This is a genomic window from Streptomyces sp. NPDC091280 (genome assembly GCF_044768565.1).
Taxonomy (GTDB): domain Bacteria; phylum Actinomycetota; class Actinomycetes; order Streptomycetales; family Streptomycetaceae; genus Streptomyces.
The window spans coordinates 283,754-301,230 of sequence record NZ_JBIVUZ010000010.1; the positions used below are offsets into that span (position 1 = coordinate 283,754).

14 protein-coding genes are annotated in these 17,477 nt (G+C 73.4%); 12 read left to right on the top strand and 2 right to left on the bottom strand.

What is annotated here, in order from left to right; all coding sequences use genetic code 11:
- Positions 1 to 35: 35 nt before the first annotated feature.
- From ACIQPR_RS29790 to ACIQPR_RS29800, 3 genes are all read left to right on the top strand, one after another.
- Complete coding sequence (locus tag ACIQPR_RS29790; protein ID WP_403654510.1) at positions 36 to 1,076, top strand: rod shape-determining protein; 1,041 nt, start codon at positions 36 to 38, stop codon at positions 1,074 to 1,076.
- The gene (locus ACIQPR_RS29795) at positions 1,073 to 2,491 is read left to right on the top strand and encodes a GAF domain-containing protein (protein WP_403654836.1); all 1,419 of its coding nucleotides are present in this window, start codon (positions 1,073 to 1,075) and stop codon (positions 2,489 to 2,491) included. The genes ACIQPR_RS29790 and ACIQPR_RS29795 overlap by 4 nt, the downstream gene beginning before the upstream one ends.
- Positions 2,492 to 2,734: 243 nt before the next feature.
- Entirely contained in the window at positions 2,735 to 3,574 is an 840-nt protein-coding gene (locus tag ACIQPR_RS29800; RefSeq protein WP_403654512.1) for a DUF1932 domain-containing protein, read from the top strand.
- A gap of 39 nt (positions 3,575 to 3,613) precedes the next feature.
- On the opposite strand, the gene ACIQPR_RS29805 is transcribed toward ACIQPR_RS29800, so the two are convergent.
- Complete coding sequence (locus ACIQPR_RS29805) at positions 3,614 to 4,126, bottom strand: hypothetical protein (RefSeq protein ID WP_403654514.1); 513 nt, start codon at positions 4,124 to 4,126, stop codon at positions 3,614 to 3,616.
- A gap of 60 nt (positions 4,127 to 4,186) precedes the next feature.
- Here ACIQPR_RS29805 and ACIQPR_RS29810 point away from each other — a divergent pair, with 60 nt between their 5' ends.
- The 8 genes from ACIQPR_RS29810 (at position 4,187) to ACIQPR_RS29845 (ending at position 12,661) form a co-directional block, all read left to right on the top strand.
- Complete coding sequence (locus ACIQPR_RS29810) at positions 4,187 to 5,497, top strand: cytochrome P450 (protein ID WP_403654516.1); 1,311 nt, start codon at positions 4,187 to 4,189, stop codon at positions 5,495 to 5,497.
- A gap of 214 nt (positions 5,498 to 5,711) precedes the next feature.
- A complete protein-coding gene (locus ACIQPR_RS29815; RefSeq protein ID WP_403654518.1) occupies positions 5,712 to 6,842 on the top strand; it encodes an acyl-CoA dehydrogenase in 1,131 nt (376 codons plus the stop codon).
- Between the two features lie 81 nt (positions 6,843 to 6,923).
- A complete protein-coding gene (locus ACIQPR_RS29820) occupies positions 6,924 to 8,216 on the top strand; it encodes a GNAT family N-acetyltransferase (RefSeq protein WP_403654520.1) in 1,293 nt (430 codons plus the stop codon).
- The gene (locus ACIQPR_RS29825) at positions 8,204 to 8,707 is read left to right on the top strand and encodes a type II toxin-antitoxin system RatA family toxin (RefSeq protein WP_403654522.1); all 504 of its coding nucleotides are present in this window, start codon (positions 8,204 to 8,206) and stop codon (positions 8,705 to 8,707) included. Before ACIQPR_RS29820 ends, ACIQPR_RS29825 begins: the two co-directional genes overlap by 13 nt.
- A complete protein-coding gene (locus tag ACIQPR_RS29830; protein ID WP_403654524.1) occupies positions 8,704 to 9,948 on the top strand; it encodes an aspartate aminotransferase family protein in 1,245 nt (414 codons plus the stop codon). The genes ACIQPR_RS29825 and ACIQPR_RS29830 overlap by 4 nt, the downstream gene beginning before the upstream one ends.
- A 34-nt stretch (positions 9,949 to 9,982) precedes the next feature.
- On the top strand, positions 9,983 to 10,327 hold the full coding sequence (locus tag ACIQPR_RS29835; protein ID WP_403654526.1) for an acyl carrier protein: 345 nt from the start codon (positions 9,983 to 9,985) through the stop codon (positions 10,325 to 10,327).
- On the top strand, positions 10,324 to 11,583 hold the full coding sequence (locus tag ACIQPR_RS29840) for a beta-ketoacyl-[acyl-carrier-protein] synthase family protein (protein ID WP_403654528.1): 1,260 nt from the start codon (positions 10,324 to 10,326) through the stop codon (positions 11,581 to 11,583). The genes ACIQPR_RS29835 and ACIQPR_RS29840 overlap by 4 nt, the downstream gene beginning before the upstream one ends.
- Before the next feature lie 49 nt (positions 11,584 to 11,632).
- Positions 11,633 to 12,661 carry an SDR family oxidoreductase gene (locus ACIQPR_RS29845; RefSeq protein WP_403654530.1) on the top strand — a complete coding sequence of 343 codons (1,029 nt, stop codon included), beginning with the start codon at positions 11,633 to 11,635 and terminating at the stop codon, positions 12,659 to 12,661.
- A gap of 21 nt (positions 12,662 to 12,682) precedes the next feature.
- Here the strand turns inward: ACIQPR_RS29845 and ACIQPR_RS29850 are convergent, their stop codons facing one another.
- Positions 12,683 to 14,272, bottom strand: coding sequence for a hypothetical protein (locus tag ACIQPR_RS29850; RefSeq protein WP_403654532.1), 1,590 nt, complete (start codon positions 14,270 to 14,272; stop codon positions 12,683 to 12,685).
- 193 nt (positions 14,273 to 14,465) lie between these two features.
- Here ACIQPR_RS29850 and ACIQPR_RS29855 point away from each other — a divergent pair, with 193 nt between their 5' ends.
- A complete protein-coding gene (locus ACIQPR_RS29855; RefSeq protein ID WP_403654534.1) occupies positions 14,466 to 17,432 on the top strand; it encodes an AfsR/SARP family transcriptional regulator in 2,967 nt (988 codons plus the stop codon).
- Positions 17,433 to 17,477 lie beyond the last annotated feature (45 nt).

Here is a 17,477-nt window from a genome sequence, read left to right on the forward strand (position 1 = left end):
GGCGACGCCCCGGTCCGCTCTCGGGAGAACCTTCCATGACCGTCAGTCTGGAGCAGTTGCGACGCTGCCACTTCGCCGTCGACCTGGGAGCGGCCCGCACCCGTGTCTACGTCAAGGGCGCCGGGCTCGTCGTCGACCAGCCGTCCGCCGCCGCCGTGAACACGCGGACCGGCGCGCTGATCGCCGTAGGAGAGTTCGCGGAGAAGATGACGGGCCGTACGCCCGACTACATCCGGGTGGTGCGGCCGGTGTCCGGCGGGACCGTCGTCGACATCGAGATGGCGCAGCGCATGCTGCGGCACCTGATCGGCGACAAGGTGCGCCGCGCGCTGCGCCGCAAGCCCCGGCTGCGGGCCGCCGCGTGCACCCCGCACGACGCCGATCCGCTGGCGCAGCGGGCCGCGATCGAGACGCTGGTCGGGCTCGGGGCGCGCCGGGTGGAACTGGTCGACACGCTGATCGCCGCCGCCGTGGGCTGCGGGCTGCCCGTCGAGCGGCCCGAGGCCACCATGATCATGGTGTGCGGGGCCGCCGCGACCCAGGTCGCCGTGCTCTCCCTCGGCTCGATCGTGACCGCCGAGCGCATCCCGGTGGGCGGCGAGGCCGTCGACCACGCGATCGTCCAACACCTGCGCCACGAGCACGAGTTGATGCTCCCGAGCCAGTCCGTACGGCCCTTGCAGCTGGCGCTGTCCGGCAACGGTCTCACCCCGCAGGGCCCGACCACCACCGAGATCCACGGGCGGGACGTGGCGAGCGGCCTGGCCCGTTCCGTACGGGTCGACACCGCGGCCGTACGGGACGCGATCGAGACCCCGCTGACCGCCGTGCTCGACGGGATCGGCCGGGTGCTGCGCAACTGCCCGCCCGACCTGGTGGCCGACCTCGCGGACCGCGGGATCATGATGGTCGGCGGCAGCGCGCTGCTCCCCGGCTTCGACCAGATGCTGCGCGCGGCGACCGGGATGCCGGTGCACATCGCGGAGCGGCCGGACGTGTGTGCCGTACAGGGCCTGGGCTACATGCTGGAGGGCAAGATCGAGCCGCTGGTCCTGGACCCGCTGGCGACCGCCTGAACCCGGAACCGGCCGAACCCGCGGCCGAGCCCGCGGCCGGCGTCCCCGGTCTCTCCCGGCTCCTCGAAGCCGTCCTGAGCGTCGGTTCCGAGCTCGAACTGCGCACCACCCTCCAGCACATCGTGGACGGCGCGGCCGAGCTGACCGGCGCGCGGTACGCGGCGCTCGGCACGACGGACCCGGGGCAGGACGGCCTCACCGAGATCCGCAGCGGCGGGGCCGAGCCGCCGCCTCCCGGCGTGCTCAGCGTGCCGATCCACGTCCACGACGAGGTCTTCGGCCACCTCCACCTGGCCGGCAAGCGGCCCGCCGCCCCCTTCACCGCCGAGGACGAACAGCTGCTGCACGTCCTCGCCGCGCAGGCCGGCATCGCGATCGGCAACGCCCGCCTGTACGAGACGGCCCGGCAGCGCGAGCGCTGGATCGAGGGCGCGGCGGCCGTCACCACCGCGCTGCTCACCGGAGAGCGGGCGGCCGACGCGCTGACGACCGTCGCCGAGAGCGCCCGCGCGCTCGCCGACGCCGACGCGGGGGTGATCCTTCAGCCCACCGAGGCGGGCGGCATGGAGATCGTCACCGCCTCCACCTTCGAGGACCCGGGCGACATCGTCGGCACGACCATCGCACCCGGCAGCCCCGTCCTGGTGCAACTCCTGGGCGGCGAACCGGTGTTCATCGACGACTCGGCGACCGACCCGCGCATGACGACCCATGTGCGGCACCGGTTCGGCCCCAGCATGATGCTGCCGTTGCAGGCCGAGGGCCGTCTGATCGGCACGCTCGCGCTGCCGCGCCGTTCGGGCGACCGCCCCTACACGGCCGTGGAACGGTCGCTGGCGACACAGTTCGCGTCCCAGGCCGCGCTCGCGCTGGTGCTGGCCGACGCCCGGCACCGCCGGGAACGCCTCGCGATCTACGAGGACCGCGACCGCATCGCCCGCGACCTGCACGACCTGGTGGTCCAACGGCTGTTCGCCACCGGCATGTTGCTGGAGTCCGCGCAGCGCAGGGGCGGACCGGCCGACCCGGCGCACGAGGCCCTCGGACGTGCCGTCGACAAACTCCAGTCGACGGTCCAGGAGGTCCGCACGGCGATCTTCGCCCTCCAGCAGCCACCGCCCGAGGCCCCGACCGGGCTGCGCGGCAGGGTACTTCGGGAGGCGGCGGCCACGCTCACGGTCCGGCCCTCGACCCGCTTCAAGGGCCCGGTGGACACCCTCGTCCCCGACCGGGTGGCGGCCCGGCTCCTCGCCGCCCTGCGCCGCGCCCTGGCCACCGCGTGCCACGACCCGGGCGCCGACCGCCTGGAGATCACGGTCGACGTGACGACACCACTGCCGGACGGCCGGGACGCCGTACGTCTGAGGGTGTACAACGGCCATGGCACGACCGTGAGTTGGTGCTCGCCGCGATGAGCGGGGCCCCGGTGATCGGGGCCGCTCGGGTCAGTAGGGCAGGATGCGCCCCGACGGCGTCCTGCGGTCGATGGTGTCGTCGCGGGGCGTGGCGGGCCGGCGAATCACGCGAACACGGATCTGTCGGTTCATGGCGCCCTCCCGAGGCTCATATCTCCTATGCCCCTCTCCTATGCCCCACACTCTTCCCGGCGACCCCCAAGAAAATCTTCCTGGTCGCGGCGGCCTCGTACGGTGGGTGCCATGACCACGTTGACGCTTCTGCATCCCGGCGCCATGGGCGCCGAGGTCGGCCGCCAGGCGGCCCTCGCGGGTGCCCGGGTGCTGTACGTCCCCACCGGCCGCGGCGCCGCCAGCCTGCGACGCGCCCGGGACGCCGGCCTGGAGGCCGCCGAGTCCCTCCAATCAGCCCTCGCCACCAGCGACTTGGTGCTGTCGGTGTGTCCGCCGCACGCGGCGGAGGAGGTGGCCCACCAGGTCCTCGCGCACCCCTTCCGGGGCGTGTACGTCGAGGCCAACGCGATCAGCCCGGACCGTACGAGGCGGATCGCGGCGGCGTGCGCGGAGCGCGCGGTGCCGATGGTCGACGGCTCGATCGTCGGCGGCCCGCCGGGACCGGGCAGCGCGCCGCGGCTCTATCTGAGCGGCGAGGGGAAGGAAGTCGCCGGGGTGGCGGCGGTGTTCGACGGTACGCAGGTCCTGGCCCGCCCCCTCGACGCCGGGATCGGCGCGGCGTCGGCGCTGAAGATGTCGTACGCGTCGTTCCAGAAGTCCGCGCGGGTGCTGGCCGCCGTCTCGCACGCGCTCGCCGCGAGCCACGGCGTCGGGGCCGAACTCGCCTTGGAGGCAAGCTCGTTGACGTCCAACATCCTCGCCGAGACCGACCAGCTGCCGAGCGTCGCCGCCCGCGCCTGGCGCTGGGCACCGGAGTTGGAGGAGATCGCGGCGACCCTGCGCGCGGCGGGACTGCCGCCGGAGTCGGCCGAGGGCGCGGCGAGCGTGCTGCGCCACTGGGCCGACGACAAGGACCGCTTCGACCTGCCGCTGACGGAGGTGCTGGACCACCTCCGCACGGAGCGGTGAACGGTGAGCGGTGAGCGGAGGGACAACCTGAGCGGTGGCTCAGGAGGGCGACGCCTGCGGCCCGAAGGAGGGTGAGGCGGCGGGCCCGACCCCGCGCAACTCCTGTACGGTGCCGCCGAGTCGGGCCCGGAACCCGGCCAGGAGTTCCGGCCGCGCGCTGACGACCCAGCGGGTGCCGACGAGGTACTTGCCGCCGTAGACGGCCGCCGTGTCCAACCAGGTCACCTTGAACCGCTCCTCGGGGAACGTGGTGATCCGGTAGTCGCCCTGCTTCGTGCGGCACTGCCCCTCACGCAGTTCCTCGGCCTCGATCCGGATCTCGGCGGTGCAGCCGGTCAGCCCGGCGATCACCTCGACCTTCGCCGGGGCGACGACACCGGCCTCGGGCGCGGCGGTCACGGTCGCCACCCGCTTGCGCTCGGCCGCCGTCCCCTCGTCATCGCCTCCGCCGCAGGCCACGGCCAACGGCAGCAGGGCGAACGCGGCACCGCGCCGCAGACGGGAGGCGGGTCCTCGGGAGGCGGGCGGCCGGGTCTGTGTCTGGGGGGTCATGTCAGGGGGTACGGAGGTGTCGCGACGCCCGTTCACCGTGTCCCCGCCACCATGAGGATCATGACGCGCCACATTTCGGACACCGCCTCGGACACCGCCTCGGACACCGCGCCGGACACCGCGCCGGATGCCTCGACGGACACCGCCACCGACGCCGCCCCGATCCTCGCGGGGCTGCTCACCGACGAGGGGGCCGCCGACCCCCACCCCCTGTTCGAACGGGCCCGGACGCTCGGACCCGTCGTACCGGCCGGGGACGGGCTCCTGCTGGTGACCGGCTATCAGGAGGCGGAGCGGCTGACGCGCGACCGCGCCTTCGGGATCCTGAGCGGGGCGGCCCGCGAACCGGCCGATCCCGGCTCCGCCCCCGCCGCTCACCTCTCGCGGCGGATCGTCGCCGCCTCCCTCCTGGAGACCGACCCGCCCCACCACACCCGGCTCAGGTCCCTGGTGTCCTCGTTCTTCGCGGGCCGCAGGATCCGCTCGTTCGAAGCTCTGATCGCGGCCGAGGTGGACGACCTGCTCGACGGGATGCCGGACCACGCGAACCCGTCCGGCACCGTCGACTTCATGGAGGCCTTCGCCTCCCGGCTGCCGATGCGGGTGATCTGCGAACTGCTGGGCGTGCCGAGGGCGGACCGGCTGCGGTTCCGCGCCGCCGCGTCCGCCCTCACGCTCACCCTGGAACTCGCCCCGCCCCCCGACGCCGTGGCGGCGGCCGACCAGGCGGTGGCCGAACTCGTCGAGTACTTCGCGGGCTTGGCCGCCCGGCGCCGCGCGGATCCGCGCGACGACCTGGCGAGCGCGCTGGCCTCGGCGGCGCACGGTCCCGAACCCCGCCTCAGCGGCCACGAGATGCTGTCGATGTTCGTGCTGCTGCTCGTGGCGGGCTTCGACACCACGGTCAACCTGCTCGGCAACGCCACCGCCCTCGCCCTCCGACACCCCTTGGCTGCCGACGAGTTGCGCACCGGCCGGACACCCGCCACCGGCTTCACCGACGAGGTGCTACGACTCGAATCCCCCGTCCAGTACGCGGCCCGGGTACCGCTCCGTACGGGGCTCACCGTCGGCGGGGTGCCCGCGCCCCTCGGCACGATCGCCCTGGTGTTCCTGGGCGCCGCCAACCGTGACCCGAGGCAGTACGACCGCCCGGCGGAGTTCGACCCGCTGCGCACCGGCCCCCAGCCGCTGGCGTTCGGCGGCGGCGCCCACTTCTGCCTCGGCGCCCCGCTCGCCCGGCTGGAGGGGAACATCGCGCTGCCCGCGCTGCTGCGGCGCTTCCCCCGACTGCGTCCCGCCGGGGAGCCCGTACGACGGCGCGGACTCATGATGCGCGGCTACGAACGTCTGCCCGTGACCCTGGGCTGACCCTCGGCCGGTCTTCGCACGGCCTTCGCACGGGCGTTCCTCAACTCCCCCGTTACGGGTGGGCATTACGTCTCATATCACCCCCAAGGAGACAGGAAATCCGGGGTGTCACGGAGGGAATAGTTAAGCTGCAATGCACAAATAGACCGCATATCGATGCATTTCTTTTCGTCGGCCCGCCCGCTCCCCCTCCGCCGGACGAGAGGCACCACCCGTGAAGTTCCTGCACCAAGAACGCGCCACTCTGGAAGCCCTGTTGCCGGGGCTGGACGCGGCCCTGGCGCGCCACCCGCTGTCCGAGCTGGAGAGCGCGCCGAGCCCCGCCATCGCCGAGTTCCGCGCGGCGGGCGGCCCCGCGCTGCTGGTGCCCACCGAGAACGCGGGGATCGGAGCCGGCCCCCTCCAGGCCGTACGGGTGCAGCGTGCCGTCGGCGCCCGCTGCCCCTCGCTCGCGGTGGCGACCACCATGCACCACTTCTCGATCGCCGGACTCGTCCGGGCCGCCGCGTACGGGAACGGCGCGGAGGGGCTGCTGCTCGAAGCCATCGCGAAGGAGGGCCTGTTGCTCGCCTCCGGCTTCGCCGAGGGGAACACCGGCCAGAACATCCTGGGGCCGCACATCACCGCCCGCCGCACGGACAGCGGCACCGTCGTGCTGAACGGCAGCAAGATGCCGTGCAGCCTGTCCCGTTCGATGGACCTGCTGACCGCCTCCGTCATGATGCCGGACGACAACGGTGTCGACCGGCTCGCCGTCGCCCTGATCCCCGCCACCTCACCGGGACTTGAGGTACGGCCGTTCTGGAACTCCCCCGTCCTCGCGGGCGCCGAGAGCGACCAGGTCGTCCTGACCGATGTCGAACTCGACCCGGAGATGGTCGTGTTGACCCGGGTCACCGCCGACGCCGTGCCCGACGAGCTGAACCTCGCCGGCTTCCTCTGGTTCGAACTCCTGCTGACGGCCGGGTACATCGGGATCGCGAGCGCCCTCGTGGAGCGGGTCCTCGACAAGGCCGGCGGCCCGCAGGACCCGACGGCGTTCACCGTCGACATCGAGGCGGCGATGCTCGCCGTCGAGTCCGTCGCCCGCGCCATGGACACGGAGGCGTGGCACGACGCGCTGCTCGTCGACGCCCTGTCGGCGCGGTACGCGGCGCAGGACGCCATCGCCCGCACCACCACGGCCTGTCAGGCGGCGCTCGGCGGGATGGCGTTCATCACGGCACCCGACAGCACCTATCTCGCGTCCGCCGCCACCGGTCTCACCTTCCACCCGCCGTCCCGGGCCCGCATGGGCGCCCCCCTGCGGGACTTCCTCAACGGCGCGCCCCTGCGCATCGGTTGAGCCCGGCACCGACCACGGACGGGAGCGGACGGCACGACGGGCGGAGGGCGAGCGCCCCATGAAGCGGGAAGGTGGCGACCCATGAAGCGTGAAGGTGACGGAGGCGGTGCCGCCCGCCGCGTCGAGGTGCTGCGGTCGATCGACTCCCTGCCTGCGCCCGTGTGGCGCGAACTGGCCCCGCCGGACGACCCGATGTGGTCCCGTGCCGTCTTCGCGGCCATGGAGGACGGCGCCATCGGCCCCGACGGCTACGCCTACCTGGTGGTCCGCAGCGGCCCGCGCACCGAGGCCGTACTGCCCCTGGCGCTCTTCCGGAACCTGCGACTCGACGACATCGTCGGCCCGCGCGAGCGCCGACTCCTCGCCCCTGTAGGGAGATCGGCGCCCCGCCTGCTGCGGGTGCCGATGCTCTTCTGCGGCAACCTCCTCGGCCAGGGCCATGTCCTCACGCCCGGCCTGCTCACCGACGAGGTCGCCCGGGTGCTGGTCGACGCGGTGCTCCGGTTCGCACGGGCCGAACGCCTGGGCACCGTGGTCTTCAAGGACTTCACCCCGGCCGCCCTCGACCCGCTGCGCGAGGCCCTCGACGCGGCCGGCTTCTTCCCCGCGCCGAGCCAGCCCGACACCGAACTCTCCCTGCCGGCGGGCACGTTCGACGAGTACATCGAGCGGCTCCCGGCCAAGCCGCGGCGCAACGCGCGCAGCAACCTCCGCAGGTTCGCCGCCCGTCCGGAGCTGCGGATGGAGACCGTCGAGGACTTCCGCCCGCTGGTACCGCGGATGCTCGGTCTCTACGGGCAGGTCATGGACCGGGCGGACCAGCGGCTCGACGTCCTCGACGCCCGCTTCCTCACCGCCCTCGCCGCCCCGCCCGGACCGGACCGGCGGCTCGTGGCCTGCTTCGACGGCGAACGTCTCGTCGCCTTCCTGCTCTGCCTGTTCAGCGGCTCCGGCGCCACCGGGGCGCGGATCGGCCTCGACTACGCCCTCGCCCACGAGGCCCGCCTCTACCACAACGTGCACTACGCGGCGATCCGCCTGGCCCTCGACGCGGGCTGCCGGCACATCCGCTTCGCGCAGACCGCGTACACCCCCAAGATCGAGCTCGGCTGCCGGCTGGTCGAGCAGTCGTACGCGATCACCCATCTGCGTCCGCTGCCCCGCGCGCTGCTGCGCCGGCTGCTGCCCGCGACCCTCGCGGCGGCCCGCGCCCAGGCCCTCGGCCCGCACGTCCCCGCACGGGCCACCCGGCCCCCGGACCCCACCGACCGACAGCCCGGCCGACAACCCGACCGACGACCCGGCCGGGAACCCGGCCAAGACCCCGACCAGGACCCCGACGAGAAAGGCGCCCCCTCCCCATGCCCCGAGTAGCGGTCGAACTCCCCATCGCCGTACCACCGGAGGCCGCGTGGGCCGCCGTCGTGGACGTGGAGGCCTTCCCCGCGTGCATGGACAACGTGGACTCCGTGACCATCACCCGGCAGCCCGACGACCGCCACCGCACCAGCGCCTGGGCGGTACGGCTGAAGGGGTCGGTGCTCCAGTGGACCGAGGACGAGGTCATCGACCCGGTCGCCCGCCGCTTCGACTTCCGTCAAGTCACCGGCGACCTGGGCGAGTTCGCCGGCCACTGGGCCGTACGGCCCGCGCCCGGCGGACACAGCACGGTCAGCCTGGACGTCACCTTCGACATCGGCATCCCGCTGCTGGCCGACCTGCTCAACCCGGTCGCGGCGGACGCCCTGCGGGAGAACGCGGCCCAGATGCTGTCGGCACTGGAATACCGGCTGCTGACCGCCGGGGACCCGGTGAGCGTCCCCACGCCCGCCGACGAGGCCGAAGAGGAACACGACCGCGTATGAGCACCGGCATCGGCGCCCCCGCCGACACCTTCGAGCTGATCCGGCGGCACCTCTCCCCCCGGCTCGCCCTGACCGGCTCGTTCGCGGGGCGGGGCGCGACCGAGGTGGCGGCCGACGGCTGCCGGGTGGCCCTGTCCGACGGGCGCACCGCACTCGACTTCGGTTCCTACGCCGTCACCCTGCTCGGCCACCGGCACCCGGACGTGCTCGCCGCCGTACGCGCGCAGCTCGACGCGATGCCGACCTCGACCCGCAGCCTGGCCAACCCGACGGCGGCCGGGGCGGCGGCGCGGCTCGCGGAGTACTTCCAACTGGCCCTGCCCAAGGTGCACTTCGGGCTCAACGGCGCCGATGTCGTCGAGGTCGCCGTCAAACTCGCGCGGCTGGCGACCGGACGCAGCCGGGTGGTGGCGGTGCGGGGCGGCTTCCACGGCAAGTCGCTCGGCGCGCTGGCCCTCACCCACAGTCCGCTGTTCCGGCGGGGGTTGCTGGGTACGGCCGTCGACGTCGTGCACGTCCCGGCCGACGACCCCGACGCCGTACTGCGCGAGGTGCGGGGCGGGAACGTCGCCGCGGTCGTCTTCGAACCCGTGCAGGGCGAGAACGGCGCGGCCGTGCTGCCCGTCGACGTACTGCGCCGCTGGTGCGCCGACGCCGCCCGGCACGGCGCGTTCACCGTCTCGGACGAGATCCAGTGCGGGCTGCGCAGATGCGGGGAACGCTCGGTCGCCCTCGCGGCCGGTCTGCCCGTCGACGCCGTGCTGGTCGGCAAGCCGCTCGGCGGCGGGATCGTACCGCTGTCGGCGCTCGTCTGCTCCGAGGAGCTGTACGCCCCGCTGAGCGCCGACCCCTTCCTGCACTCGGCGACCTTCGGGGGCCATCCGCTGAGCTGCGCGGCGCTGCCCGCCGCGCTCACCGCGATCGAGGCGGCGGCCGGACACGGCGCGCGGCTCGCCGCCGCGCTGGACGGCGCGCTGGCCGAACTCGCCCGCAGGCACGGCGAGTCGATCGCCGGACTCCGCGGCACGGGCCTGCTGCGCGGTATTGACTTCGCCTCGCCCGCGGTGGCCGGCTCGGTGGTGGTCGAACTCGCCGGCGCGGGACTGCTGGTGTCGCCGTGCCTGGGCCGCCCGGCCACCGTACGGCTGCTGCCGCCGCTGGTCGCCGCCGAGTCGGACATCACGGAGGCGGCCGACATCCTCGACACGGCGATCGGCGTGGCGGCTCGCGGTGCCATGTGACGGCCGTACCCCCGCGGAAGAGAGAAGGACACCCATGGACCTGAGCACACCGACGGACTTGAACGCACCGACCGACTTGAGCACACCGGCCGACCGGGACGGCGCGGAGACCGCCGCCCGACCCGCCCTCACCCGGGCGCAGTTGTCGCTGACCGTCAGGACGGCCGTGTCGGACGTCCTCGGCACCGAGGTCGACGACATCAGCGAGACGACCCACCTCGGCGACGACTTCGGCATCGACAGCCTGGAGTTGATGGATGTCGGCGCCCGGCTGGAGACCGCGTTACGGGCCAAGATCCCGGTCTCCGACCTCCTGGAGGCGAAGACCGTGGGCGACGCCGTCGACCTGCTGGCGCGACGCCTGGCGGGGTCCGTATGAACGGCTCCCCGCCCGCCGGGCGGATCCGGGTCGCCGTCACCGGACTCGGCGTCAAGTCGCCCGCGGGCAACGACGTCGAGACGGCGTACGCGCGGCTGCTGGCCGCCGAGTCGACGGCCGCCGCGGCCAAGCACCTGGTGGCGGCGGAGCGCGGGCTCGCCGTCGAAATGGCCTGCCTGGTACCGGAGTTCGACATCGAGCCGTACATCACCAGACGGGAGCGGCGGCAACTCGACCGAGCGGCCGAGCTGTTGCTCTGCGCCGCCGTGGACGCGGTCTCCGACGCGGGCGGACCGGCCCTCGCCGACCTCCCGCCCTCGCGGGTGGGCGTCCAGGTCGGCACCGGGATGGGCGGCCTGGGGACGATGGAGGGCACCACCTTCGACTACGGCGCCGACCCGATGACGATGCCGGTGCACACCGTCCCCAGGACGATGGCGAACTCGCCGGCCTGCCGGGTCGCGATGCGCTACAACTTCCGTGGCAACTGCGCCACTTACGCCACCGCGTGCGCGAGCGGCAGCACCGCGATCGGCGAGGCCGCCCGGCGCATCCGGTACGGGGAACTGGACGCCGCGGTCGCGGGCGGTGTCGACACCCCGGTCACCACCACCATCGTGGGCGCCTTCGCCAAGATGCGGGCGCTGTCCCGGCGCGGCGACGAACCCGACCGTGCCAGCCGCCCCTTCGACACCGACCGCGACGGCTTCGTGATGGGCGAGGGCGCCGCCGTGCTCGTCCTGGAGCGGCACGACCTGGCCCTCGCGAGAGGGGCGCGGATCTACGGCGAGATCACCGGCTACGCGGCCAACTGCGACGCCTTCCACATCGCGGCGCCGGACCCCGAGGCGGCGACCGCGGCCGAGTGCATGCGGCTGGCCCTCGCGGACGCCGGCCTCGCACCGGCCGACATCGGGCACATCAGCGCGCACGGCACGTCGACGGTCCTCAACGACCGGGCGGAGGCGACCGCGGTCCACCGGTGCTTCGCGGGACAGTCGCCGCCGCTGACCGCCGTCAAGGGCGTGAGCGGTCATCTCATCGGCGGATCGGGCGCGTTGGAGGCCCTGCTCGGTCTGCTCTGCGCCGACCGGGGGGTGGTCCCGGCCGTCGCGAACACGCTCGGCAGCCCCGAGGCCGACCTGGTGGACGTGGTGATCGGCAGCCGCCGCACGATCGCGCGCGGCCCGGTGCTCTCCAACTCCTTCGGTTTCGGCGGCCAGAACGCGTGCCTGGTGCTGACGCCACCGGCCTGACCGCCCGCCCCCGGGTCCCCTCCTCCTCACAGAACGGTCGACACCCCTCATGCGAACCCTTGTCACCGGCGCCACCGGTGTCGTCGGCACCGAAGTCGTCGACCGGCTGCGCGCGGATCCCGCCCGCCCCGGGCCGCTCACCCGGGTGGCCCGGCGGGCACCGGACACGGCGGTGACGACCTGGAACATCGGGCACGAACCGGCCCCGCCCGAACTGTCCGGGCACTGGGACGTCATCGTCCACACCGCCGCCTCCACCCGCTGGACGATGACCAGGGCCGAGGCGCTCGCCGCCAACGTGGACGCGCTGCGGGCGGTGCTCTCACTGGCCGACCGGGACACCCACGTCGTCCATGTCTCGACGGCGTACGTCGGCGGGGTGCGGGCCCAGGAGGACCTGCGCGGACCGGAGTTCGAGGGCTACCGCAACGGCTACGAGTGGTCGAAGGCCGCCTGCGAGTCCCTCGCCCGCGAGGAGCACACCGGCCCCCTGACGATCGTCCGGCCACCGCTGATCGTGGGCCGGCGCGACGACGGGCGGATCGCCCGCTTCTCCGGGCCGTACACGATCATCCACGCCCTGGTCTCCGGCCTCGCGGCCGTCGTCGTGGGCGACCCGGACGGCTACGCGGAGATCAGCCCCGTCGACGACGTGGCGGAGGCCGTCGCCGCGGCCGTCCTGGCCGCGCCCCCGGCCGCCCCGCGCGTCGAGGTGATCGCGGGCGGGACCGGCAGCCTGCGCCTCTCCGACCTGATCGGCATCGCCTGCCGGACCCTCAACGAGTTCCGCGCGCAACACGGCGCCGCCCCCGTCGAACAGCCCCCGTTCGTCCCCACGGCCACCTGGAACCGCTTCTTCCTGCCCCTCGCGAACCAGTACCTGTCGCCGTTCCAGCACCACGCGGTCCAGCTGCTGGCCATGTTCCAGAGCTACACCAGCATGTCCACACCCTTCGAACCGACGCGAACCGTCCATGATCCCGGGGCGGTCATGGAGACGGCCGTACGGCACTGGGCCGCGCGAAAGCCCCGGCTGGCGCTGGCCCGGCCCAACCCCTGGACGCTGCTGGCGACTTGAGGACCGCGGGTACGGACCGCGTCACACCCAGAGCTTGACCGCCTCAAGCCAGCGCGTGTTCTCCAGCGCGCCGCCGAAGATGAAGCCGGGGCGTGCCTGGGTGCAGTCCGAACTGCCCCAGTCGAAGCCGTGGACCTTGGCCGACCGGCAGATCTGGCCGCTGCCGATGTTGATGGCGAAGCCCGTCATGTAGGGGGCGCCCGACTTCGTACTGCCGATGTAGTTGTTCTTGCCGTCGCCGATGATGGCCGTCCACTGCGGTTCCCACTTGCCCTGGCCGTTGGTCGACGCCGGATCGTGGACGAAGGCGTTGGCGGCCGAGCCGTCGCCGCCGTACACCGCGATGTTGAGGGCCTGGATCGGATGGGTGCCGCTCGTCGTGCCGGCGAGCGTGCCGTCGCACACGGGCTTCTGCCAGCCCTGGCCGGAGAGGTACGCGCGGTAGCAGATGTGCCGTCCCGACGGGTCGTTCTTGTGCAGCCGGTTCACCGCGGTGGCGGCGGTGTCCTGCGCGGGCTTCGCGGTCACGGTGGCCCGCGGTGGCTTCGCCGTCACGGTGACGGTGACTCCTCCCGGCCCTTCCACGCCTCCGCTTCCGCCCGTGCCTCCGGTGCCTCCTCCGGTCTTCGTCGCCTTCGCGCTCTTCGAGGCCTTCGGCTTGGCCGACGGCGAGGCGGGGGTCGCCCTGGGCGGGGTGGTCGCGGTCGCGCTGTCGTCCAGTGTGGTGTCCTCGGGCAGCGGAGTCTTCTTCTCGTCGCTCGAACGGGCGGCCTGCTTCTGACGCCCTCCGTCGTCCGACGCGCTGCTGCCCATGATCACCAGCGGCACGATGACGAGGGCGGCCACGGTGAGTGCCACCGGCCCGACGACCAAGGGCTTGTGGAGCAGACCGGGCGACTTGTACTCGTCGTCCGACTGACGCGTTCCGCCGCGCGGGGCGGCCTGCGGGCCGATGCGCGCGACGGGCGCGGGCTCCGGCGCGGGCGGAGGCGGCGGCGCGAGCGGAGGCGCCCCGGTGAGCGGCTGCTCCCGCGAGTACGCCCCGACGCCGAAGCCGTCGTCCTCGTCTTCGTCGTCGTCCACCTCCTCTTCGTCATCCTCGTCCTCGTCGTCCTCGTCGTCCTCGTCGTCCTCTTCGTCGTCCTCGTCTTCGCCCTTCACGTAGGTGTCGGCGCCTTCGGGCTCAGAGCTTTCAGGCTCGGCACCATCGGGATCCGAACCGTCGACATCGGGACCGTCGAAATCGGCACCGTCGACATCGTCGGCCACGGCAGGCTCGGACGGCGCATCGAGGTGTTCCTGCGGCTCCTGCTGGTCCAGCAGGCTGCTCGAACCGTCGGGGGCGACCTCCACGAACGCCACGTACCCCGCGGCGGGGTCGGAGATGGTCGCCGTCACACTGGCGTCCAGGTCCCGGGCGAACGCCTGGAGTCTGTCGAGGATCGCGGCGTCGACCGACTCCCCCTCCGCGACCGGTACGGGCTCACCGTCGATGGCGGCCGAGCCGTCCGCGGAGATGACCACCGAGTGGCGCGGCGCCGACTCGGGCGGCTCCCCGGCGGATTCCGGCTTGCTGAGGTCCAGCGGCGCTTCCTCTTCGCCCCGGCTCATGGCTCTTCCTCTCTGACGCCTCCCGGCCGGACGGTCCCGGGCGGGAGGCGGCGTGACGGTCTCTGCGGGTAGCGCAACGGGCGCCGCACGGGAACGGTTCAATCCCGCCGCGACGCGACACGACGACCGGGGGCAAAAGGTGACTTTCCATCAGGTGACGTTCCTGTAATGGCCGTTGAGTACAGTCCGGGGGGTGAACGGCTACGAAGCATCCGTACGTTTCGCCGTCCTGGGGCCGGTCCGGGCCTGGCGCGGCGGACATGAACTGGACCTCGGTTCGCCGCAGCAGCGGGCCGTCCTGGCAGCACTCCTCTTACGGCGGGGGCGCGCTGTCGCCCTCGCCGAACTCCTCGACGCGGTCTGGGGCGAGGAGCAACCCGCGGCTGCCGTGTCCGTGCTCCGGACCTATGTGTCGCGCCTGCGCAAGGTGATCGAACCGGGCCGGGACGCGGACGGGACCCGGCGGATGGTCGTGTCGGTCGGGGACGGATACCTGATCCGGCTGCCGGCGGACGGTCTCGATCTCACCGTGTTCGAGCAACTGGTCACCCGGGCGAGGACACTGCGCGACGCCGGGGAACTGTCCGCCGCCGCCGAGCTGTTGCGCGCGGCGCTCGACGGATGGCAGGGCACGGCACTGGCCGGTCTGCCCGGCCCGCTGGCCGAGTCCGAGGGCTCCCGGCTCAACGAGGAGCGACTGGCCACGCTGGAGACCTGGCTCGACGTCGAGGTGGCACGCGGACGCCACGGCGAGGTGGTCGCCGAACTGATCGCGCTGACCGGCAAGTACCCGCTGCGGGAGCAGCTGTGCCGACTGCTGATGCTGGCGCTGTACCGGTCCGGCAGGCAGGCCGAGGCACTGGCCGCCTACCGCGAGACACGCGCCACCCTGGTGGCCGAACTGGGCATCGAACCCGGTGCGCCGTTGCAGGACCTGCACGACCGCATCCTGGCGGCCGACGCGACCCTGGCCGCCTCCCGGCCCGAGCGGCCCGCGGCGCCGGAGGGACCGGAGGGTCCTGACGCCCTCTCGGCCCCGGCCGCTCCCGCCGTCGTACCCGCGGCCAGGCCGGCGCAACTGCCCGCGGATCTGCCCGCGTTCGTCGGCCGGTGTGCCGAACTCGACCGGGCCCGCGCCCTGTTGGCCGAGCAGGACGAGCCCCCGTCCAGCGTGGTGATCAGTTCGATCGGCGGTATGGCGGGCATCGGCAAGACCACCCTGGCCGTGCACTGGGCGCACCAGATGACCGACCGCTTCCCCGACGGACAGCTCTACGTCAATCTCCGCGGCTTCGACCCGACCGGCTCGCTCGTGACACCGGACGAGGCCATCCGCACCTTCCTCGGCGCGCTCGGTGTCCCGCCGCCACGCATACCCGCCGGCCTCGACGCGCAGACGGCGCTGTACCGCAGCATGCTCGCGCAGCGGCGGATGCTGGTCCTGCTCGACAACGCCCGCGACACCGACCAGGTCCGCCCGCTGCTGCCCGGCTCCCCCGGCTGCCTGGTCATCGTCACCAGCCGCAACCAGCTCACCGGCCTGGTCGTCGGCGAAGGGGCGCATCCGCTGCCGCTGGACCAGTTGACGCCCGCCGAGGCGCACGACCTGCTGGCGGCCCGTCTCGGCGCCGACCGGCCGGCGGCGGAACCGCGCGCGACGGAGGAGATCATCACCTGGTGCGCGCGGCTGCCCCTGGCGCTGGCCATAGTCGCCGCCCATGCCGTCGCCCACCCCGGCTTCCCGCTCAGTGCCATCGCCAAGGAACTGCGCGACAGCCACGGCAGCCTCGACGCCTTCGCCTCCGGCGACGACATCACCACCGACGTCCGGGCCGTCTTCTCCTGGTCGTACAAGGCGGTGTCCGCTCCGGCGGCGCGCCTGTTCCGGCTGCTGGGCCTGCACTCCGGACCCGACATCTCCGCACCCGCCGCGGCGGCCCTGGCCGGGCTCCCGCTCCGGGAGGCGCGCGGGCTGCTCGTCGAACTCACCCGCGCCAACCTGCTCACCGAGCACTTCCCCGGCCGCCACGCCCTGCACGACCTGCTGCGCGTCTACGCCGCCGAACGCGCCGACGCCGAGGAGACGCCCCCGGAGCGGGAGCGGGCGGTGGGGCGGCTGCTCGCCTGGTATCTGCACACCGCCGACGCCGCCTATCCGCACATCACTCCGCAGCGGCGCCGGATTCCCCTCGAACCGCTGCCGGACCTGTGCCGGCCCCTGGAGTTCACGACGCACGAACAGGCCCTGGACTGGTGCGAGACCGAGCGGGCCAACCTGGTCGCGGCGGTCCACCGGGCGGCCGGCTCCGGCCGGCCGGGGACCGCGTGGCGGCTGCCCGCCGTCCTGTGGGGGTTCTTCTATCTCCGCAGCCACACCCACGACTGGGTCGACACCGCGCGGGCCGGGCTGGCCGCCGCCCGCGCCGACGGCGACCTCCGGGGCGAGGCCCAGGGCCTCGCGGACCTGGCCGCCGCGCTGCGCGGTTCGGGCCGGTTCGACGAGGCCGCCGACCATTTCCGGCAGGCGATGGTCGCCTACCGGGACCTCGGGGACACCGACGCCAGGGCGTCCGCCGTGACCAACCTGGGAGACACGTATCTCCAGACGGGCCGGCTGGACAAGGCGGTCGAGTACATCCGCCGCGGACTGGCCGTCGAACGGGTCGTCGGCACCCCCTGGGGCGAGGGGATCTGCCTGTGCAACCTGGGGGACGTCTACCAGCGGCTCGGCCGGTTCGACGAGGCCGTCGAGTGCCTGGAACAGTCGCTGGACCTGCTGCGCGCCAACGGCAACCGCTGGGTCGAGGGCGTCACCCTCGACATCCTCGGTACGGTCCACCGCCGCCTCCATCGCTACGACGACGCCGTCGAGTACTACCACGAAGCCCTCAAGACGCACCGGGACGTCGGCAACCGGTGGGGAGAGGGCCACACCCTGGGCAACCTGGGGGACGCCCAACTCTCCGCCGACGAGCCGGAGGCCGCCCGCGACAGCTGGCGGCAGGCCCTGGCGATCTTCACGGAGTTCGACCACCGGGACGCCGAGAAGATCCGCGAACGCCTCGGCCGGCTGGCGCCCGCGGCCGGCCACGACCAGGCCGCGCCCCCGGTGCGAGCGGGGACGCGGCCGGGCGACACCCGTACAACGGACGGAAGGTGACAGGGGTTCAACTCCCGGCTCGATTCCCGTCTCGACTCCCGGCTC